The following is an 18,531-nucleotide window of genomic DNA, read 5'->3' as shown; positions in this document are numbered from 1 at the left end:
GCTGGCCTTGCCGGGCGGTCGTGGACAGTGATGCCGCGCGGCCCTCGAACCCGCGGAACGCGATATCGCCGCGTCGTGGGACGCGGCGATATCGCGGACCGGAATCGTCAGCTGGTCGGTGCGGTCAGGTCGTAGACCGTGACGCCGCCGACTGTCTTCGCGGTGTAGTGCGCCTTCACCCACTCGGTGATCTGGTCCGCGGCCGACTTCTCGCCACTGGAGCCGGGCCGCATGCCCTGCCCCTGCGCGATGAAGTAGTGCACCTCGCCGTTCGCCACGTACTGCTGGAACTGGGCCAGCGTCGGCGCGTCGTCGCCACCGCTGAAGCCGCCGATCGCGATCACCGACGTGCCGGTGCGCAGTTCCAGGCTGGAGGCGGTGCCCGAGCCGATGCTCGCCGCCGACCACCGGTTGTCGGTGTCGGCCAGCAGGGCGTCCAACTCGGCGTTGTCGGCGCTGCCACCAGGTCCGCCGCCGCCGGGACCGCTCGCGGGAGCCCCATCGCCGGTCGGCAGGCCGCCGTCGGCGAGAGCCGCGTCGCCGGTCGGCTGGCCGGTGGGGGCCGCGTCGCCGGTTGCTTGGCCGGTGTCGGTGGGGGCCGCGTCGCCGGTTGCTTGGCCGGTGCCGGCCGAGTCTCCGGTCGGCCGACCGGTCCCGGACGCTCCGTCTGCGGCCTGGGCGCGGCCGTCGTCGGCTCCCGCGCCCCGGCCGGGTGCACCAGGCCCGCCCATCGACCCCGTCTGCGCGGGTCCGGAGGTGGGGATGCCGCCGCTGTGCGCGTGCGTGACCGTCTCGATCGCGTAGGCCGTCGATCCGGCGAATCCGGCGAGCAACGCCGTGGCCGCGATCACGACGGCGATCCGGCGCGATCGGTGCGCGCCGAGCAGCAGCGCCACCGCGGCGATCGCCGTCACGGCCACCACCGTCCAGCGCAGCCACGGCAGCCAGTCCGGCGTGCGGTTCAGCAGCACGAAGGCCCAGGCGCCGGTGACCGCCGACAGCAGGGCCAAAGTGATCCTGGCCGCCACGTGTCCGCGCCGCCGCCACAGCTGCGTCACCGCGATCGCGGCGACACCGGCTACGCCGGGCGCGAGAGCCACCGTGTAGTACGGGTGGATGATGCCGCTCATGTAGCTGAAGACCAGGCCGGTGCCGACCAGCCAGCCGCCCCACAGGACCATCGCCGCCCGCAGCCGATCGGTGCGCGGTGCGCGGCCGCTCAGCCAGAGCCCGGCGACCAAGCCGATCAGCGCGACCGGAAGCAGCCAGGAGATCTCGGTCGCCATGGTGCCGCTGAACAGCCGGGCCAGTCCGGTCTCGCCGCCGAACGCCCCGCCCATGCCGCCACCGCCCGGGCCGCCCGAGCCGCCGCCGCTCGGATTGCCGCTGCCGCCGAGCAACCGGCCCATGCCGTTGTAACCGAGCGCCAGTTCCCACAGGCTGTTATCGGTCGATCCGCCGATGTACGGGCGCGAATCAGCGGGCCACAACTCGACCAGCAGCACGTACCAGCCGCCCGCGACCACCATGGCCGCGCACGCGGTGATCAATTTGCCGACGCGCGACCAGAATCCGCCCGCCCCCGCGACCAGGAACACCAAGCCCAGCGCTGGCAGCACCAGGAACGCTTGCATCATCTTGGTCAGGAACGCGAACCCGATGGCGGCACCGGCCAGCGCGAGCCAGCCGGTACTCGCCGAACGCCAGCGCGGGGCGTCCGAGTCGATCGCCCGCACCGTGCAGTAGGCCGCCGCGATCAGCAGCAGGGTCAGCAGCGCGTCCGGGTTGTCGAAGCGGAACATCAACGCGGCGACCGGCGTCGCCGCCAACGCCGCACCCGCGAGCAGGCCCGCGCCGGGCCCACTCCACCGCCGCACCGCGGCATACAGCAGCGCCACCGAGCCCACGCCCATCAACGCCTGCGGCGCCAGCAGCGACCACGAGCCGAACCCGAGCAGCCGCCCCGACAGCCCCATCACCCACAGCGCCGCGGGCGGCTTGTCCACTGTGATCGCGTTGCCCGCGTCGTGCGCGCCGAACAGCAGCGCCTTCCAGCTCTGCGTGCCCGCCTGCGCCGCCGCGGCGTAATACTCGTTCGCCCAACCGGACACCGTCAGATTCCACAGATACAGCACCGCGGTCGCGACGAGCAGCGCGAGCAGCGCCGGGCGCGCCCACCGCGGTTGCGTCGCGGGCCCGAAGAACACGCGATCCGCCCAGGACCGTCCGGCCGGGGCGCGATGGGCGCCGACGAGTCGCTCGTCGGCCTCGACGCCCGGCGGGACGCTCGTGATCAGCGCCATGATTTCGCCTTCCTTTCGTCAACCTCTGCTCGAAGGCTAGGAAGGCGGGCTGCCCGCAAGCTGGGGCAAAGCTGGGAGTGCGCTGTGCGGCCGGGCAGCGCTCGCCCGGATCACACCGTGCTGACGACCTCCGCGTACTCGAGTCGCGGCGAACGCGGGAACCAGGCGTTCGGACCGGGTTTGCCGATGTTGACCACGACGAGGCCGGTGTGTTCCCCGCCGGGGAAGAAATCCGCGTCCAGACCCGCGCTGTCGAAGCCGTTCATCGGCCCCGCCGCCAGCCCGGCGGCGCGGACGCCGAGGATGAAGTAGCCGATCTGGATCGACGCGTTGAAGCGCGCGGACTCGGCGCGATAGCCGGGGTCGGCGAAGTAGTCCTTGGCCTCCGGCGCGTGCGGGAACACCTTGGGCAGGTGCTGGTGGAAATTCAGGTCGGCGGCCAGGATCGCCGACAGCGGCGCGGCGGCCGTCTTCGGCTTGTTGTTGTCGATCATGTGGCCGACCAGCCGTGCCCGCGCCTCGGGACTGCGTACCAGGACGATCCGCAGCGGCTGCTGGTTCATCGACGTGGGTCCGTATTTCACCAGTTCGTAGATCTCGCGGATCTGCTCGTCGGTGACCGGCTCGTCGGTGAACGCGTTCGCCGTGCGGGCCTCGCGGAACAGCAGGTCTTGAGCGTCGGCGGCGAGTGTGAGCAAGGCGGGCTGAACGGAGTTCACGGGTTCTCCTCGAAGGGTGGTCGGATCAGTCGTGGACGACGCGCCGCGACCGGGTCAGCAACCCGCCGTCGGTGCGGACGAGCACGTCGTGCACGACGCAGCTCGGCGCGATCTCCGGCTTGCTGTTCGGGCGGATCTTCACCACCAGGCAGTAGGCGGTGGACACGATGGTGCCGTTGTCCTGCGGTTGCAGGTTGATCATGTTGAACCAATGCCTGCGCTGCATCGGGTCGGTGTCGAAGCGCTTGTGGAACTCGACCAGGTCGGCGATGATCCCCGCCCTGGTCCGGGCGGGCGGAATGCCCGGCGTGTGCTCGAATTCCGCGTCCTCGGTGAAGGTGGCGGCGTAGCCGGGGATGTCGCGGTTGTCCAGCCGCTGCATCTGCTCGGCGTAGAACTGCTGGACCTCGGCGTACAACTCGGTGCGGCTGGCGACGGTGGTCATGGTTGCTCCTGTGGTCGCGGCGGGGCTCGGCTGCACGCCAGCGTGGTGCACGCCGCTAGAGCCTCGGTTGAGCCGAGGCACGGGCGCGGTTGACCGGATCTATAGGACGCGGGTCGACCCTGGTGGTCGAGAAGCCCGGCGGGTTCGGAAGTTCGACCGATGGAGGAGTCATGGCGGAAAATCGGCGCGTCGCGCTGGTCACGGGAGCGACCAGCGGAATGGGCCTGGAGATCACCAAAAGCCTTGCGGCCAAGGGCATCGCGGTGTTCCTCTGCGCTCGCGATCAACAGCGGGTGACCGACACGGTGAAGAGCCTGCAGGACGAGGGCCACGAGGTGGACGGCACCGTCTGCGACGTCGCCGACGCCGCGCAGGTGCGCGAGTACGTCGACGCCGGTGTGCGGCGTTACGGCCCGATCGACATCCTGATCAACAACGCGGGCCGCAGCGGCGGCGGCGTCACCGCGCAGGTGCCTGACGACCTGTGGTTCGACGTGATCAACACCAATCTCAACAGCGTGTTCCTGATGACGAAGGCGGTGCTGAACGCGGGCGGCATGCTCGAACGCGGCAGCGGCCGCATCGTCAACATCGCCTCCACCGGCGGCAAACAGGGCGTGGTGCACGGCGCTCCGTACTCCGCGTCCAAGCACGGCGTGGTCGGCTTCACCAAGGCGCTCGGCCTCGAACTGGCCAAGACCGGGATCACCGTGAACGCCGTGTGCCCCGGCTTCGTGGAGACGCCGATGGCCGAGCGGGTGCGCGAGGTGTATTCCGGGCTGTGGGGCGTCGACACCGACGAGGTGCACGCGCGGGTCAGCGCGCGGGTGCCCATCGGCCGCTATGTGCAGCCGTTCGAGGTGGCGGCGATGGTCGACTATCTGATCGGTCCCGGGGCGGGCGCCGTCACCGCGCAGGCGTTGAACGTCTGTGGCGGACTGGGCAATTACTGACGAGGAGTGACGGCGATGACCGCAGTGGAGGAGAACGCTCCCGCTACCGGACACGAGGACTATCTGCGTGTGCTGGAAGCGATCCAGTCCGGCGCGTTGCAGTTGCTCGCGGGTTTTCCGCGGCAGCCGAGCGCGCTGCGTTTCCAGGTGGGGGAGGTGACCGTCGAGGCCGAGTGGGCCGAAGCGAGCCCGGTCGGGACCGCCCCGCTCGCGGTGGCCGGGGTGGAAGCCGTCGCCGCTCCGGAGGCGCTCGGCGCGGTCGTGCGCGCGCCCAGCGTCGGCGTGTTCTATCGATGCCCCGAGCCGGGCGCTGACCCGTTCGTGGCGGTCGGCGACCGGGTGAGCGCCGGGCAGCAGGTCGGCATCGTTGAGGCGATGAAGCTGATGATTCCGGTGACCGCCCAGGCAGGCGGCGTGATCACCGGGATACTGAAGGAAGACGGCGAACCGGTTCAATTCGACGAGCCCTTGTTCTCGTATACCGCGGAATGACGGTCGGATTCCGGCGGGCGGCCGCGACGCCAGGTGAGCACCCGGCGTTGTGTCCGCCCGCCGACCTGTGCGGCGCCGATCAGCGTCAGCACGTCACCGTTCAGCGACATCTGCCGCACCTGCTCCGTCCGCGCCCACGCCGGGTTGGAGCACACGCTGATCGCGTGCACCACCTCCGCGCCGGTGCGCCGCCAGGTGCCCGCGTATCCCATGAACGGGGTGGCTCCCGTGGCTGCGTCCGTGCGCATCATGCTCACGGACATGTAGCCGTGCGCGCCGTAGATCAGCAGGCCGCGCGGGGCGTCGCCAAGTGGTCCCTCGCTCGTGACGCCCTGCTCGTCGATGTCGTAGTAGGACACCAGTTCCCAGGTGCCGACAAGATCGGATGCGTTCATGACACCGACGATGGCGGCCGCCGCTCTAATCACGCTGTAGCCGGTCGGGCGGCGAAGCGGTGACTGATCCGCACCAGCTGCCAGACGACCTCCAGCTCCGCGTGATCGCGCGGCCCGTACACCATCACCAGCGTCCCCGGCAGGTAGCCCTGCCGCGCCATCGGATGCGCCTCCGCCCATCCTCGGGAAACCGCGTGTGCCACCACGTCTTCCGGCAGGCACATGTGCAGGCTGCCGTCTCCGTGCCCGTGCAGGTGGGCGAATTCCGTGCCGGCGAGGTACGCCGCACGCGGCCCTCGGGCGATCCCCGGTCGCAGGTGCAGCGCCCGGGTGTCGGGCAGGGAGACGCCACTGCGGCCGAGCAGGACGCCGTCGAGCGTGGTCATCCGCGACCACAGCTCCTCTTGCAGCTCGGGCGGCGCGATCTGGTCGAGCTGCTGGTGTGGGTTGTGCTCCCGGGTGCGCGGCCGCTCGCCGGAGCGGCGCGGCAGGTCCAGGCGGCCGTCCACTGTTGTCGTCATGACTGTGCTCCCTTCGGTTTTCGCGTACTCGCGACCCCTGGAAACACATTACTTTCCAAAGTATAGTAGTAACCAAGGGGAAAGTGACTTACCAGGAGGACGTATGCCAGCCGTGCCGGAGCCCGTCGATCCTTGTCCGATCACGCCCGTCATCGACCTGGTGTTCGGCCGCTGGTCCACCCAGGTGCTGTGGGTGCTTACCCACGACGGCACGCTGCGCTTCACCGAACTGCAACAGCGCATTCCCGGCCTGACCCCGAAGGTCCTCACCCAGCGCCTGCGTCAGCTCGAACGCGACGGCCTGGTCGCGCGCACCTATTACCCCGAGGTCCCGCCGCGCGTCGAATACGAGGCGACCCCGCTGGCCAGAACGCTCACCCCGGTGTTCGGCAGCATCGTGGCCTGGTCCGCCGAGCATCTCGGCGAGGTTCTCGCGGCGCGCGCCGCCTTCGACGCAGGGGAGCGAGTGAGCTGATCCGCGGTCAGCGGGCGGATGCCGGGCGCGGCGCCACGGTGAGCAGGAATCCGGCCAGTTCGCGAGGCATCGTGATCATGCAGTCGTGCCCGGTGGGGAGGACGTGCAGGCGATCGGCGGGCAGATCGGCGGGTGGCAGGGTGCGGGGCATGGCGGCGCGCATCGCTTTGAAGTCGTCGCCGCCTTCGCCGCAATGGACGTGCCGCGCCGGGATCGCCGCCAGCGCCTCGGGGTTCGTCAGAACCATCGGCTGCTGGAAGGTCTTCAGCGACTGCGGCGTCTGCATGGACGCCAGCCAGCTGAGATCGGGTTCCTCCGTGACGCCGTACAGTCCGCCGTCGCCGGCCGGCTCGGTCTGCGGCGGCACCAGCCAGCCGTCACCGGTCGCGGCCGCCGCGGCGGCGAAGGCCTCGACCATGCCCGGCATGATGTCGGCCACCGCCTCGCCGTCGCGAGGCACGAAGGTGTCGATGTAGACGAGTTCGGCGATGCGGTCGGGCACGGCGTCGGCCAGCGCGGTGACGACGATGCCCGCGTAACTGTGCCCCACCAGGACGATGTCGGTCAGATCTTCGGCGGTGACCAGGTCGATCAGATCCTCGACGTGGGTGTCGAGGCCGACATCCGCGGTGAGCAGGTCCGCGCGGTCGCCCAAACCGACCAGCGACGGGGCCAGGACACGATGCCCCGCGTCCTCCAGCAGCGGAGTCACCCGCTGCCAGACCCAACCGCCGTGGAAGGCGCCGTGAATGAGCAAGTAGGTCGACACGATCAGTTCTCCCTGAGTCTCGTCAGTGCGGTGACGGTTCCGGTCGCGGGCGGCACCGGCTCGGGCCGGACGCCGAGGCCGATCACCCGGGCCACCAGCCGGGGCAGGCGCGGGAAACGGCGCAGCAGCCGGACCAGCAGCGGATTGTCGGTTCCTGGCCGTCCCGCGCTGGGGTAGAGGTCGGCCAGCAAGTGCAGCTGCGCGAATTGCACGACGCGCATGGGCAATTCACGGCGGCGCTGAATGGTGCGCAGCTGGGCCGTTGACGGGTTCACGCCCGCCGCGAGGACAGGCGCCAGCAGCCGGGCGGTCGCGATGGCATCTTGCACCGCGAGATTGATGCCGACTCCGCCCGCCGGGGACATCGCGTGCGCCGCGTCCCCGATCGCCACCAGTCCGGGGCGGTACCAGCGGCGCAGCCGGTCCACCCGCACGTCGAGCGGTTTCACGTCGTCCCAGTCCAAAATCTCCGCGTCCAGCCGTGGCGCGAGCACGGGATAGATGGCCGCCAGATCCGCACGGAACCGCGCCGGCCCCGCCGCCCGGATCGTCGCGAAACCGCCCTTCGGGATCATGTAGGCGACTTGCAGATAGTCGCCGCGATCGATACAGACGATGAAGAAGCCCTTCCCGCTGCGCACCGTGGGCAGGCGCTCGCCCTCCGGCTTGCCGACCCGGAACCACAGCACGTCCATGGGCGCCGCGGCGGCGGCGACCTCGAGCAGCCCCGACCGGCGCACGATCGAATGCCGCCCGTCGGCCGCGATCACCAGATCCGCGGCGACCTCCAGCGGGCCGTCGGTGGTCTCGGCGCGTACGCCCGTCACCTTGCCGTCGCGCAGGATGAGCTCGGTGACCTCCGCTTCCTGCACCAGCCGGAAACCGGGATAGCGGCGACCGGCCTCGGCGAGGAAGTTCAGCACGTCCCACTGCGGCATGAAGGCCACGAACGGGAACGGGCCTGGCAGCGCGCTGAAATCGGCGAACACCACCGGCCCGGTGGCGGTCGCCATCGGCAGCCGGGGCAGCTCGACGTGCGGCAGCGCGAGGAATTCTTCGGCCAGGCCGAGTTCGTTCATCGCGAGCAGTGTCGAGGTGTGCACGGTGTCGCCCCGGAAATCCCGCAGGAAGTCCGGATGCTTCTCCAGCACGAGCACCTGTACGCCGGAGCGCGCCAGCAGCAGACCGGTCATCAGCCCCGCCGGACCGCCGCCGATCACGCACACCCGCACCGATTCGGTGCTCACGCCAGGCATGCCGGCACCTGCCCGCCGTTGTAGAGCACCATCTCGTCGAAGATCGCCAGGACATCCAGCGGCTCACCGGGCTCGCCGCCGGACAGTTCCGCGTCCGCGCGATACAGATTGCCGACCAGCCGCTCCTGATCCACCAGGTCGGCGAACTCGCCGTGGTCGGCCTCCAGCGCGATCGCCAGCGGCGTCAGCCCGAGCGCGCGTCCCTCCACCGCCAGGTCCTGCACCCAGCGCAGATAGCGCAGCGTCTGGTCGAAGATCTCCGGCCCGGTGACCGGGCCGTGCCCGGCGACGACCGTCTCCGCGCCCAGCGCGGCCAGCCGCCGGACGGCGGTGATCGCCCCGCTGACCGACCCCATCAGGCAGAACGGCGCCGCGCCCGACATCACCAGATCCCCGGCGAACAGAACGCGTTCCTCGGGCAGCCACGCCACCACGTCATTGGTGGTGTGCGCGGCCGTGCCGAAGTGGAGCAGTTCCACCCGGCGCCGGCCTTGATGCAGGGTGAGGTGATAGCTGAACGTGATGCTGGGCAACGTGACCCGCACATCGCCCCATTCGACGTCCGGCCACAGCTTCGTCAGCGCCAGGCCGGTCTCGATCATCTCCGGCCGGATCCGGTCGTGGCCGACCACGACCGCCGCCGGTCCGAACAGGTGGTTGCCGAAGTTGTGGTCGCCGTGGTGGTGGGTGTTCACGATGGTGCGGGCCGGGCCGGCGCCCAGCCCGTCGACGAACTCGACGAGCGCCCGGGTGCGCCCTTCCGTCGCCAGCGTGTCGATCACCACCGCGCCGTCCGGCCCGGTCAGCACACCGGCGTTGCTGACGCACCAGCCGCCGCGGCTGTGGGTGTAGGCGTAGACGCCGTCGGCGATCTCGTGCACGCGCGGTGCCGCGGCCGTCTCGGTGGCGGTCATGTCGGCGACTTCGTCGACGCGGCATGGCGTTCCGCGCACCGCAACGTGTTGCGGCTGTTGCTGGAAAGGGCCTCGGTGAGGTACGCGCGGGCATCGGCGAGATCGGTGTTCGCACCGAGGATCTCGCGCGCGGCCGGGGGATCGATCGCGACCGTGTGCCGCGCGGTCACCACCGCGCCGCCCGGTCCGTCGGCGAACTCCCACCCGCCGCTGTGGCCGAACAGTATCGCGGGCGGCACCAGCTGCTTGTAGTCGATCCGTTCGCCCGCAACGCATACCCGGATCGATTTGGTGGTGTGCGGGAGGCCGCCCGCCGTCACCGTGTCCATCTCCATCAGCTGCACGCCGTCGGCGTCCTCGGTGAGCTCTACGCGGCCGACGTGCGGCACCTGCTCGGGCCAGCGTTCGCTGTGGTAGACGAAGTCGTATGCCTCGGAGGCCGAGCAGTCCAGCGTCACCGTGTCCTCGAAGGTGTGGACCACCTCGCGCGCCGGGTGACCGAGTTCGGCGATACGGGCCAGCGCCGCGAGCTCGGACACGCTGTTGCGATCCACCGCGGCGGCGACCTGCGCGGCATCGGCCCCGTCCACCACCGTGAAGTGGTGGTCCAAGACCACCTTCGTCGTGCCGGGGCCGAGCTCGCGGAACGACCAGCCGCCGCCCATCGACGCGATCGGCGCCTGGCTGCGCTCCTGCTGGAAGGCGATGCGGCGCTGTCCGGCGTCCAGCACCCGCCGCGACGTCCAGTTCCGCACCGCGCCGCCGACGGTCGCCCACAGCCGGAAGCGTTCCTCGTCCGGCCCGCGGTGCAGATGCCGCACCAGCACGCTCGGCTCGAAGATCACCGGCCACCTGGTGACGTCGGCGACCAGGTCGTAGACGACGTCCGGGGCGGCCCGCACCACCCTGGAGTGGGACATCACTTCCGCGCTCATGCCGCACCGCGCAGTTGGGTGTTCACGATGTCGACCAGCTCTTGTGGCGTCTTGACCTCGATGAGCTGTTCCTCGGGGATTGTCACGCCGAAGTCGCGCTGGATGCGCGCCGCGGTCTCGATGAGCGCGAGCGAGTCGTAGCCCAGCTCCTCGAATTCCACGCTCGCGATGTCGCCGCCGAGTTCGGCGAGGTCTTCGCCGCCGGCGCAGTCCACCAGAATGCGGCGTAAATCGGTGATGGTCATGGTCATGATTCGCTCCTCGGCAGATCTCGATCGGATACGGCGCGCACGACGACCGCGGAGTTGAAACCCCAGCGCCCGCGTGCAAGGACGAGCGCGCCGCCGACGGTGGCGGAGCGCGGGGCGCCGAGAACCAGATCGATCCGGCAGTCCTCGGCGAGGGTGGTGGTGTGCGCGGTCGGCGGGAGCACCGAGTCGCGCATCGCCAGCAGCGCGGTGACGACGTCGAGCGGGCCGGAACCGGAGAACAGGCGCCCGGTCAGCGGTTTCGACGCGGTGACCGGAACGCCGCCGGGCCCGAACACCGCCTCGATGGCGGCGGCCTCGTCCCGATCGCGATCGGGTATGCCGGAGGCGTCGGCGAACACCACGTCGATGTCGCCGGGCGTCATCCCGGCGTCCGCCAGCGCGAGCTCGGCGGCGCGGCGCAGGCCAGAGGGCCGGCCGGAACCGGGCGGCGGGTCGAAGGTCGATGCGTACCCAGCGATCTCGCCGTGTACCTTCGGCACGCCACGAGCCCGCGCGGCGGCGGCGTCCTCGATCACCAGCATCGCGCCGCCTTCGCCCGGCACGTACCCGGCGGCGCGGGCGTCGAACGGCAGATACGCGCGCTCGGGGTCGGTCGCGGTGCTCACCGCACCGCTGGACAGATGCGAGGCCCACCCCCACGGATCCAGCGCCGAATCGACGCCGCCGGTGACCACCAGCGGCGTCCCGCGCCGCACGGTGCGCCGCGCGTGACCGATCGCGTCCAGGCCACCCGCCTGCTCGGCGACCAAGGCGCTGCTCGGTCCGCGCATGCCGTGCCGGATGGAGATCTGGCCGGTGTTGACCGCGTAGAACCACGCGAAGGACTCGTAGACGCTGACGTGCTCGGAGCCGAGCGACCACAGCTTGTTGAACTCCCGATGGGTGAATTCGAAGCCACCGGAAGCATTCCCGGTGACCACGCCCATGTCGTAGTCGGTCATCGCCGCCGTGTCGACCTTCGCGTCGTCCAGCGCCCACTGCGCGGCGACCAGCGCCATCCGGGTCGAGACGTCCGTCTGCGGCAGCAGCCGGCTCGGCAGGTGGGCACCGGCGTCGAAATCGGCCACCTGGCCGGCCAGGCGCGCCGCCGAGCGGCTGGTGTCGAACCGGGTGAGCGGCGCGACCCCGCCGCGCCCGGCCAGCACGGCGTCCCAGAAACGCTCCACGCCGGTGCCGTTGGGCGCGAGCACGCCCATTCCGGTCACGAGGATCATGCCGCCACCGCTTCCGCTTTGCGCAGCACCATCGCGCTCTGGAAGCCGCCGAACCCGCTGCCCACGGTGAGCACGGTGTCCATCCGGTGGTCGCGGGCGACCAGCGGCACGTAGTCCAGATCGCATTCGGGGTCGGGTTCGTGCAGGTTCGCCGTCGGCGGCACCACCTGGTATTCCAGCGCGAGCAGCGAGGCGGCGATCTCCACCGAGCCGATCGCGCCGAGCGAATGCCCGACCATCGACTTGATCGAGCTCATCGGCGTGGCGTAGGCGTGCGCGCCGAGGCTGCGCTTCACCGCAGCGGTTTCGTGGCGGTCGTTCTGCCTGGTGCCGGAGCCGTGCGCGTTGATGTAGTGCACGGCGGTGGGATCGATCCTGGATTCGTCGAGCGCGACCCGGATCGCCTCGGCCATCTCGCGGCCGTCGGCTTTGAGTCCCGTCATGTGATAGGCGTTGCACCGGGTCGCGTACCCGGAGATCTCGGCGTAGATGTGCGCACCGCGCCTGCGCGCGCTCTCGTACTCCTCCAGCACGAACATCGCCGCGCCCTCGGCGAGCACGAACCCGTTGCGCGAGTTGTCGAACGGCCGCGAGGCCACCTCCGCCTCGTCGTTGCGCGGGGTGGTCGCTTTGATCGCGTCGAAACAGGCCACCACGATCGGTGTGATGGGCGTGTCCGACGCCCCCGCCACCATGACGTCGGCCGATCCCTCGCGGATCAGCTGCACCGCGTGGCCCACCGAGTCCAGTCCCGACGTGCAGCCGTTGGAGACCATCGCCACCGGTCCTTCGGCGCCGACGCTCCAAGCCACTTCGGCGGGCATCACGCTGGGAATCATGTAGTCGAACATGTGCGGGGACAGATACGTCTCGTCGACCAGCCAGTTCTTCCCGGAGTCCGACAGCACCAGGTACTCACGCTCCAGGCTGGTGGCCGCGGCGACCGCGCTGCCGAGGCTCACACCGAGCCGGTGCGGATCGACCGCGGCGAGGTCGATCCCGCTGTCGGCCACCGCCTCCCGCGCGCAGACCACGGCGAACTGCACAGCACGGTCCATGCGCCGGATCTCTCGGGGGGACAACCCTTCCCGCACCGGGTCGAAGTCCGCTTCGCCGGCCACCTGGGACCGGTACGGCGAGGCGTCGAAGAACGAGATCCGGCGCGTCGCGGTGCGGCCTTCCGACAGCAGCTTCCAGAACTCGTCCTTGCCCGACCCCCCGGGCGCGCGGACGCCGAGCCCGGTGACGACGACGCGGCGGCTCATCGTGGACCACCGGATGCGTTGAGGTTCATGGCGTTCTCCCTTCGATGGTGCGATCGAGCATCGGCGACGGCCCTCGAACCTCGCTCGAGCGAAGGAGTCGAGCTGTTCTCTAGCGGTGCGGCGCAGGCTGTCGCAGTGATCATTCGGCCGGCGCCGCCCGGATCGATCACCCGTTCCCGAGCACAGGAGACACGCGTGATGAAGTCAGCACACGGCCGAGACGGCGCCGCGGACTGGGTGCTCTGCCCGGCATGCCTGATCCCGCTGTACGGCAAGCGGTTCGCCCGCGACCTCGGCGTCTGCGGCGAATGCGGCAGGCACACGCCGATCACGGCGCGCCAGCGCATCGAGCAGCTCGCCGACCATGGCCGCTTCGAGCCGCTGCCGGTCCCCGCCACCGACGAAGACCCGCTGACGTTCACCGACACCAAGCCCTACCTCGACCGGCTGGCCGCCGCCCGCGCTCATACCGGCATGCACGACGCGGTGCTGTGCGCGGTGGCCACGATCGAGGGCAGGCCGGCGGTGATCGCCGCCATGGACTTCCGCTTCCTGGGCGGCAGCCTGGGCACCGCCGTCGGCGAGATGATCACCGCGGCCGCCGAAACCGCGCTGGCCCGGCGTCTTCCGCTGATCATCGTCACCGCGTCCGGCGGCGCCAGGATGCAGGAGGGTCCGCTGTCGCTGATGCAGATGGCCAAGACCAGTGCGGCGCTGGAACAACTCGACCGCGCGGGCATCCTCACCGTCACCCTGATCACCGACCCCACCTACGGCGGTGTCGCGGCTTCCTTCGCCACCCTGTCCGACGTGCTGATCGCCGAACCGGGCGCGCGCCTCGGGTTCGCCGGGCGGCGGGTGATCGAGCAGACCATCCGCCAGGAGCTGCCGCCGAAGTTCCAGACCGCCGAATTCCTGCTGGAACGCGGGCTCATCGACCTGATCGTCCCGCGCGCGGGTCTGCGCCAGGCGCTCGGCTCGCTGCTGCGGGCCGCAAGTCCGGTCGATCCCGCCGACACCTTCGTCCCCGCCGACGCGGGAACGATCACCGATCCGGCCCGCGTCCCCGTGACCGATCCCTGGACGCAAGTAGGCCGGGCTCGATCACCGCGGCGGCCCACCGCGATGGACTACTTCGCCCTCGCCTTCGACGAATTCCGCGAGCTGCGCGGCGACCGGATCTCCGGCGATTGCGCCGCGGTGGTCGGCGGAACGGCGTGGCTCGGCGGGCGGCCGGTCATGGTGATCGGCCACCAGAAGGGACACGATCCCAAGGAACTGATGGAACGCAACTTCGGCATGCCGACCCCGGCCGGGTATCGCAAGGCGGCGCGGCTGATGCGGCTGGCCGAGAAGCTCGGGCTGCCCGTCGTCACCTTGATCGACACGCCCGGCGCATATCCGGGTGCGACCGCCGAAGAGCAGGGGCAGGCGATCGTCATCGCGGAGAACATCCGGCTGATGTCCGCCCTGCGGGTGCCGGTCGTCAGTGTGGTGATCGGCGAGGGCGGCAGCGGCGGAGCCCTGGCGCTCGGTGTGGCCAACCGGGTGCTGATGTTCGCGAACGGCACGTACTCGGTGATCAGCCCGGAGGGCTGCGCGGCGATCGTGTGGAACGATCCCGCCGCCGCGCCCGACGCCGCCGCCGCGCTGTCGCTGACCGCCTGGGACCTGTTGCGTCTCGGGGTGGTGGACGCGGTGCTGCCCGAGCCGGACGACGATGTGGGCGCGGCTCCCGTGGCCGCGGCCGACCGACTGCGCCGCGCCTTGGCCGCGACCCTCGGCGAACTCGCCGGTCGCGGCGGCGCCGAGCTGGCCGACGAACGCCGCGCCCGGTTCCGGCGCTTCGGCGCGCGGCAGCAGGTCCTGGTCCGGTCGGTCGCGTAGGAGTGGCGTCGTGTTCGAGAAAATCCTGATCGCCAATCGCGGCGAGATCGCGCTTCGCGTCGCGCGCACCTGCCGCGAACTCGGCGTGCGCACCGTGGCGGTGCACTCGGTCGCCGACGCCGAGTCGGCGGTGGTGCGTTTCGCCGACGAGGCGGTGCAGATCGGCCCGTCCGCGGCCAAGCGCAGTTATCTGAACGCCGCGGCGATCCTGGCCGCCGCCGAGCTCACCGGCGCGGACGCGATCCATCCCGGCTACGGATTCCTCTCCGAGTCGCCGGATTTCGCCGACGCGTGCCGAGCGGCGGGCAGAACGCTGATCGGGCCGCCCGCCGACGTGATGGCCCAGCTCGGCGACAAGCAGTCGGCGCGCACGCTGATGGCGAAGGCCGGGCTGCCCCTTCTGCCGGGCAGCCTCGATCCGCTCGAACTCGACGAGGCGCACGCGCTCGCGGATTCGATCGGTTATCCGGTGATCGTCAAAGCGGCCGCGGGCGGAGGCGGGCGCGGCATGCGGGTGGTGCACGAGAGCGCGGCGTTCCCGTGCGCATATCAGGAGACGAGGGCGACGGCGCGGATGCTGTTCGGCGACAGCCGAGTGTATCTGGAGAAGTACCTCGCCGCGGCCAGGCACGTCGAGATACAGGTGCTGTGCGACGCCTTCGGCAACGGCGTGTACCTGGGTGAACGCGACTGCTCGGTGCAGCGCAGGCACCAGAAGCTGATCGAGGAATCGCCTGCGCCGCTGTTACCGGACGGCCTGGCCCGGCGAATGGGCGAGTCCGCCGTGCACGGTGTGCTCGAAGCCGGGTACACCGGCGCGGGCACCGTGGAATTCCTGGTCGATCGGGACGGCGATTACTACTTCATGGAAGTGAACTGCCGAATTCAGGTGGAACACCCGGTGACCGAAATGGTCACCGGTATGGATCTCATCGCCGAGCAGATTCGCGTCGCGGCGGGAGAACCGCTCGGCCTCGCGCAGGAGGATATTGTCCTGCGTGGCGCGGCGATCGAATGCCGGATCAATGCCGAAAATCCTGCGGCCGAATTCGCGCCCGCTCCCGGCATCCTGACGGAATTCACCCCGCCGGGCGGTCCGTTCGTCCGTGTCGACACCCATGCCCACGCCGGCTATTCGATACCTCCGAACTATGACTCGCTGCTGGCCAAATTGGTGGTTTGGGCACCCGATCGCGACCGGGCGCTGGCCAGGATGCGCAGGGCGCTGGCGGAATTCCGGATCTCGGGCGCCCACGTCGCGACCACCCGCGATTTCCTCTACGAGGTGCTCGACCACCCGGCCATGCGCGCCGCCACGCACACCACCGGGTTGGTGGACGAACTGCTCGGACGGGAATGAGCGCACCGGACCGTTGCCCGGCCCCGCGTCATCGAGCGTGGCCGGGCTCGGACGCGGCCGCGTCATGCGGGCTCGGCGGCGGCGCTGAGCTCGGGGGAGTGCCAGCCGATCAGGTAACCGGCGTGACAGCTGTTGAGCATCGCGCTCACCGAGTCGTCGGAGGCGGCCAGGATGTCCTGGTGCAGCTTCCGCAGCTTCTGGCACGGGTCGAGCCCGAGCTCGTCCTGCATGGACCTGCTGAACTGCTGATAGGAGGCCAAGGCGCGGGCGCGCTGTCCCGACCGGCACAGGGCGAACATGTAGTACGCCTGCAGCCGCTCGTGCAGCGGATGCTGCATGGTCAGCCGCGCCAGATCGGGGCACACCTCGCGGTGCCTGCCCAGCCGCAATTCCGCCTCCACCCGCAGCTCGATGTTGGCCAGACGCAGGTGGTCCAGATGCGAGATCTCCGCGGCGAGCGGGATGCCGCCCTCCACGTCCACCAGCGCCGGACCGTTCCACAGCGCTTCCGCCGCGCTGAACAGATCCACCGCGCGCTCGTCGTCGCCGGTCTTGGCCGCGCAGCGGGCAGCAGCGGACATGGACTGATAGTCGCGCAGGTCGAACACACAGTCCCGCACGTCGAAGGAGTAGCCCTTGCTGCACGTGCGCAAAAAGCGTTCGGCTACCTCGGCCTGTCCGATCCCGAGCTGCTCCGCCATCTTCTTACGAATTCCGAGCACATATGTCTGCACGACGGTCACCGCGCTGCGCGGCGGATCGTCGTTCCACAGTTCTTCGATCAGGGCCGTCACCGGGACGACGGTGTCGTGCCGAACCAACAGTAATGCCAGCAACTGCCGCTGCTTCTGCGCAGTCGGCGTCGCGTTGTGATTGTTCAGAGCAAGCGTCAACGGGCCTAGCACGCGAGCGCATACTGGATACTTCACTGGGAACTCTCCTACGGGCGAATGTCCCCCCGACCGACGTGAGATTCTCGATTGCCACCGCGTTGTAGGCTTCGTCCACAGTAGCGAGAAAGCCGTATCGACGCCATGAATCCTGAGTAATATCGGAGTTAATTTCACCCGCTGTTTCGCCGAATTTCCCTCGGCCGCAAGGAGATTCGCCCGTTATTTGCAGACCTGTCAGCCGCGGCGAATTCGTAGGATGTTGTCTTTTCTGGTGCCGGGCTGGCCCTCCGGTCCGGCGTGTTCGCGCTCGACCTCCTCCTCCACTTCCACCCGCCATTCGGCCGGGTCGAGCGCGAGACCGGCGCGCACCTCGGCCGTGGTCGGGAAATGCACGTCGGCGGGTGGTTCCAGCACCCAGGAAGGCCATTGCGCGTGCCCGACGATCAGCAATACCCCGCCGGGGGCCACCGCCTCGGCGGCGCGGCGCAGGATTCGCGTCCGTTCGCCGTCCTCGGCCGCCGGTGAGTGCAGATACTGCGCCGTGACGAGGTCGAAACGTCCGGCGGGGAAGGTGTGATCCAGATCGTGCCGCTGCCAATCGATTTCGCCGTCGAGGTCGTGCCGGGCCGCGTTGGCCCTGGCGCGGGCCAGCGCGGTCTCCGACACGTCGACCGCCGTGACCCGCCAGCCGCGCTCGGCCAGCCAGATCGCGTCGGCGCCCTCGGCGCAGCCCAGATCCAGCGCGGTGCCGGGCGCGAGCGCCTCGATCTCGCGGACCAGCAGGAAGTTCGGCCGTCCCGACCAGACCCGCTCGCGCTCCTGGTAGAAGGCCTCCCAGTACTCGACGGTCGTCGAGGTCGTCCGGTCGGCGTGGTGATGGGGTGTCGCACTCATGTGTCCCACCCTCCATCGGCCCGGCCGAAACGGCAAATATCGTTGCCGCTTCGGCAACCGATTGCCGACCGCGGCCGTCGCCGGCCCGTAGGTCAGCAGTCGTCGAGCGGGTCGCGCAGGATCATGCCCTCGGCCGCACGCAGGCGCGTGGTCATGGTCGTCAGCAGGTCGACGGAGTCCTCGGAGAGGCCGATGGCCGTGTGCAGGAGCCTGCGCAACCGCGGGCTGGCGAGGCGGTCGACGAGGGTGCTGTCGTGTTCGGTCGGATCGGCGTCGAGCTGTCGGTCGAGATTCACGGGAAGGTACTCACAATCGGTCATCGGGCCCCCAGGAAACCATGTGCATGCGACGCTCGTGCCTGGAACGACTGTGTGGGCACGGGCGAGATCGTTCCGGGGCGCAGCGTACATCGCAACTGGTCGGTCGCTGTACCGGGTCGGAATGGGTGCGGGTGATCTCCGTGCCGCAGTCGGGTCGGCTCGTCCGTGCCGTGGCCGCGCCGGCTCCGGCGCGGAGATCGTGCCCATTGTTCCACTGTCCCAGGGCAATTCGGCAATACGGACGCGTCA

Annotated in this window: 20 protein-coding genes; 5 read left to right on the top strand and 15 right to left on the bottom strand. The window is 70.0% G+C overall.

What is annotated here, in order from left to right; genetic code table 11:
* Window positions 1-107 precede the first annotated feature (107 nt).
* The 3 genes from ACWDMM_RS12685 to ACWDMM_RS12675 all read right to left on the bottom strand — a co-directional run bounded on the left by ACWDMM_RS12685 (window position 108) and on the right by ACWDMM_RS12675 (window position 3,467).
* Window positions 108-2,303, bottom strand: a complete 2,196-nt coding sequence (locus tag ACWDMM_RS12685) for an ArnT family glycosyltransferase (protein WP_449937386.1) — start codon at window positions 2,301-2,303, stop codon at window positions 108-110.
* Between the two features lie 110 nt (window positions 2,304-2,413).
* Window positions 2,414-3,022 carry a malonic semialdehyde reductase gene (locus ACWDMM_RS12680; protein WP_195081907.1) on the bottom strand — a complete coding sequence of 203 codons (609 nt, stop codon included), beginning with the start codon at window positions 3,020-3,022 and terminating at the stop codon, window positions 2,414-2,416.
* A 25-nt stretch (window positions 3,023-3,047) separates the two neighbouring features.
* Entirely contained in the window at window positions 3,048-3,467 is a 420-nt protein-coding gene (locus ACWDMM_RS12675) for a nuclear transport factor 2 family protein (RefSeq protein ID WP_449937383.1), read from the bottom strand.
* A 170-nt stretch (window positions 3,468-3,637) separates the two neighbouring features.
* On the opposite strand from ACWDMM_RS12675, the gene ACWDMM_RS12670 reads away from it, so the two are divergent.
* On the top strand, window positions 3,638-4,420 hold the full coding sequence (locus tag ACWDMM_RS12670) for an SDR family NAD(P)-dependent oxidoreductase (RefSeq protein WP_449937380.1): 783 nt from the start codon (window positions 3,638-3,640) through the stop codon (window positions 4,418-4,420).
* Window positions 4,421-4,435: 15 nt separating this feature from the next.
* The gene (locus ACWDMM_RS12665) at window positions 4,436-4,912 is read left to right on the top strand and encodes an acetyl-CoA carboxylase biotin carboxyl carrier protein (RefSeq protein WP_449937378.1); all 477 of its coding nucleotides are present in this window, start codon (window positions 4,436-4,438) and stop codon (window positions 4,910-4,912) included.
* On the opposite strand, the gene ACWDMM_RS12660 is transcribed toward ACWDMM_RS12665, so the two are convergent.
* Both ACWDMM_RS12660 and ACWDMM_RS12655 read right to left on the bottom strand, forming a co-directional pair.
* Window positions 4,873-5,307: a lipocalin-like domain-containing protein gene (locus tag ACWDMM_RS12660; protein WP_449937376.1), complete on the bottom strand. Its 435-nt coding sequence runs from the start codon at window positions 5,305-5,307 to the stop codon at window positions 4,873-4,875. The two genes, ACWDMM_RS12665 and ACWDMM_RS12660, sit on opposite strands and share 40 nt — an antisense overlap.
* Window positions 5,308-5,336: 29 nt before the next feature.
* Window positions 5,337-5,828 carry a luciferase domain-containing protein gene (locus tag ACWDMM_RS12655; RefSeq protein WP_449913750.1) on the bottom strand — a complete coding sequence of 164 codons (492 nt, stop codon included), beginning with the start codon at window positions 5,826-5,828 and terminating at the stop codon, window positions 5,337-5,339.
* Window positions 5,829-5,931: 103 nt separating this feature from the next.
* Here ACWDMM_RS12655 and ACWDMM_RS12650 point away from each other — a divergent pair, with 103 nt between their 5' ends.
* Window positions 5,932-6,303: a winged helix-turn-helix transcriptional regulator gene (locus tag ACWDMM_RS12650; protein ID WP_195081902.1), complete on the top strand. Its 372-nt coding sequence runs from the start codon at window positions 5,932-5,934 to the stop codon at window positions 6,301-6,303.
* 7 nt (window positions 6,304-6,310) lie between these two features.
* On the opposite strand, the gene ACWDMM_RS12645 is transcribed toward ACWDMM_RS12650, so the two are convergent.
* Genes ACWDMM_RS12645 through ACWDMM_RS12615 form a run of 7 tightly spaced genes read right to left on the bottom strand, consistent with a single transcriptional unit; the run spans window position 6,311 to window position 12,928 of the window.
* A complete protein-coding gene (locus tag ACWDMM_RS12645) occupies window positions 6,311-7,072 on the bottom strand; it encodes an alpha/beta fold hydrolase (RefSeq protein WP_449937373.1) in 762 nt (253 codons plus the stop codon).
* Between the two features lie 2 nt (window positions 7,073-7,074).
* Window positions 7,075-8,328: an FAD-dependent oxidoreductase gene (locus ACWDMM_RS12640; protein WP_449937372.1), complete on the bottom strand. Its 1,254-nt coding sequence runs from the start codon at window positions 8,326-8,328 to the stop codon at window positions 7,075-7,077.
* On the bottom strand, window positions 8,316-9,242 hold the full coding sequence (locus tag ACWDMM_RS12635; protein ID WP_357208345.1) for an MBL fold metallo-hydrolase: 927 nt from the start codon (window positions 9,240-9,242) through the stop codon (window positions 8,316-8,318). The genes ACWDMM_RS12640 and ACWDMM_RS12635 overlap by 13 nt, the downstream gene beginning before the upstream one ends.
* Complete coding sequence (locus ACWDMM_RS12630; RefSeq protein WP_449937371.1) at window positions 9,239-10,177, bottom strand: aromatase/cyclase; 939 nt, start codon at window positions 10,175-10,177, stop codon at window positions 9,239-9,241. Before ACWDMM_RS12630 ends, ACWDMM_RS12635 begins: the two co-directional genes overlap by 4 nt.
* Window positions 10,174-10,428 carry an acyl carrier protein gene (locus ACWDMM_RS12625; protein ID WP_323124396.1) on the bottom strand — a complete coding sequence of 85 codons (255 nt, stop codon included), beginning with the start codon at window positions 10,426-10,428 and terminating at the stop codon, window positions 10,174-10,176. The genes ACWDMM_RS12630 and ACWDMM_RS12625 overlap by 4 nt, the downstream gene beginning before the upstream one ends.
* Window positions 10,425-11,663 (bottom strand): ketosynthase chain-length factor, encoded by a 1,239-nt coding sequence (locus ACWDMM_RS12620; RefSeq protein WP_449937368.1) that lies wholly within the window; start codon window positions 11,661-11,663, stop codon window positions 10,425-10,427. The genes ACWDMM_RS12625 and ACWDMM_RS12620 overlap by 4 nt, the downstream gene beginning before the upstream one ends.
* On the bottom strand, window positions 11,660-12,928 hold the full coding sequence (locus ACWDMM_RS12615; protein WP_357882700.1) for a beta-ketoacyl-[acyl-carrier-protein] synthase family protein: 1,269 nt from the start codon (window positions 12,926-12,928) through the stop codon (window positions 11,660-11,662). Before ACWDMM_RS12615 ends, ACWDMM_RS12620 begins: the two co-directional genes overlap by 4 nt.
* A 198-nt stretch (window positions 12,929-13,126) precedes the next feature.
* Here ACWDMM_RS12615 and accD point away from each other — a divergent pair, with 198 nt between their 5' ends.
* Together accD and ACWDMM_RS12605 are read left to right on the top strand one after the other, a co-directional pair.
* Window positions 13,127-14,815 (top strand): acetyl-CoA carboxylase, carboxyltransferase subunit beta, encoded by a 1,689-nt coding sequence (accD, locus tag ACWDMM_RS12610; RefSeq protein WP_449937365.1) that lies wholly within the window; start codon window positions 13,127-13,129, stop codon window positions 14,813-14,815.
* 10 nt (window positions 14,816-14,825) lie between these two features.
* Window positions 14,826-16,175 (top strand): acetyl-CoA carboxylase biotin carboxylase subunit, encoded by a 1,350-nt coding sequence (locus tag ACWDMM_RS12605; RefSeq protein ID WP_449937362.1) that lies wholly within the window; start codon window positions 14,826-14,828, stop codon window positions 16,173-16,175.
* 62 nt (window positions 16,176-16,237) lie between these two features.
* Here ACWDMM_RS12605 and ACWDMM_RS12600 read toward each other — a convergent pair whose 3' ends face one another.
* The 3 genes from ACWDMM_RS12600 to ACWDMM_RS12590 all read right to left on the bottom strand — a co-directional run bounded on the left by ACWDMM_RS12600 (window position 16,238) and on the right by ACWDMM_RS12590 (window position 18,258).
* Window positions 16,238-17,080 carry an AfsR/SARP family transcriptional regulator gene (locus ACWDMM_RS12600; RefSeq protein WP_357208438.1) on the bottom strand — a complete coding sequence of 281 codons (843 nt, stop codon included), beginning with the start codon at window positions 17,078-17,080 and terminating at the stop codon, window positions 16,238-16,240.
* A gap of 222 nt (window positions 17,081-17,302) precedes the next feature.
* On the bottom strand, window positions 17,303-17,962 hold the full coding sequence (locus ACWDMM_RS12595) for a class I SAM-dependent methyltransferase (RefSeq protein WP_449937360.1): 660 nt from the start codon (window positions 17,960-17,962) through the stop codon (window positions 17,303-17,305).
* Window positions 17,963-18,054: 92 nt separating this feature from the next.
* Window positions 18,055-18,258, bottom strand: a complete 204-nt coding sequence (locus ACWDMM_RS12590) for a hypothetical protein (protein WP_195081891.1) — start codon at window positions 18,256-18,258, stop codon at window positions 18,055-18,057.
* Window positions 18,259-18,531: the final 273 nt, after the last annotated feature.

The organism is Nocardia sp. NPDC003726, from assembly GCF_053586955.1.
Note: the sequence above shows the minus strand (reverse complement) of the source record. Positions and strands in the feature narration are given on the sequence as shown.

What these genes read in the sequence shown, in the direction of transcription:
- ACWDMM_RS12685 (WP_449937386.1), bottom strand. Translation starts at nt 2,303, where the DNA reads ATGGCGCTGATCACGAGCGTCCCGCCGGGCGTCGAGGCCGACGAGCGA.
- ACWDMM_RS12675 (WP_449937383.1), bottom strand. Translation starts at nt 3,467, where the DNA reads ATGACCACCGTCGCCAGCCGCACCGAGTTGTACGCCGAGGTCCAGCAG.
- ACWDMM_RS12670 (WP_449937380.1), top strand. Translation starts at nt 3,638, where the DNA reads ATGGCGGAAAATCGGCGCGTCGCGCTGGTCACGGGAGCGACCAGCGGA.
- ACWDMM_RS12665 (WP_449937378.1), top strand. Translation starts at nt 4,436, where the DNA reads ATGACCGCAGTGGAGGAGAACGCTCCCGCTACCGGACACGAGGACTAT.
- ACWDMM_RS12660 (WP_449937376.1), bottom strand. Translation starts at nt 5,307, where the DNA reads ATGAACGCATCCGATCTTGTCGGCACCTGGGAACTGGTGTCCTACTAC.
- ACWDMM_RS12655 (WP_449913750.1), bottom strand. Translation starts at nt 5,828, where the DNA reads ATGACGACAACAGTGGACGGCCGCCTGGACCTGCCGCGCCGCTCCGGC.
- ACWDMM_RS12650 (WP_195081902.1), top strand. Translation starts at nt 5,932, where the DNA reads ATGCCAGCCGTGCCGGAGCCCGTCGATCCTTGTCCGATCACGCCCGTC.
- ACWDMM_RS12640 (WP_449937372.1), bottom strand. Translation starts at nt 8,328, where the DNA reads ATGCCTGGCGTGAGCACCGAATCGGTGCGGGTGTGCGTGATCGGCGGC.
- ACWDMM_RS12635 (WP_357208345.1), bottom strand. Translation starts at nt 9,242, where the DNA reads ATGACCGCCACCGAGACGGCCGCGGCACCGCGCGTGCACGAGATCGCC.
- ACWDMM_RS12630 (WP_449937371.1), bottom strand. Translation starts at nt 10,177, where the DNA reads ATGAGCGCGGAAGTGATGTCCCACTCCAGGGTGGTGCGGGCCGCCCCG.
- ACWDMM_RS12625 (WP_323124396.1), bottom strand. Translation starts at nt 10,428, where the DNA reads ATGACCATGACCATCACCGATTTACGCCGCATTCTGGTGGACTGCGCC.
- ACWDMM_RS12620 (WP_449937368.1), bottom strand. Translation starts at nt 11,663, where the DNA reads ATGATCCTCGTGACCGGAATGGGCGTGCTCGCGCCCAACGGCACCGGC.
- ACWDMM_RS12615 (WP_357882700.1), bottom strand. Translation starts at nt 12,928, where the DNA reads ATGAGCCGCCGCGTCGTCGTCACCGGGCTCGGCGTCCGCGCGCCCGGG.
- accD (WP_449937365.1), top strand. Translation starts at nt 13,127, where the DNA reads ATGAAGTCAGCACACGGCCGAGACGGCGCCGCGGACTGGGTGCTCTGC.
- ACWDMM_RS12595 (WP_449937360.1), bottom strand. Translation starts at nt 17,962, where the DNA reads ATGAGTGCGACACCCCATCACCACGCCGACCGGACGACCTCGACGACC.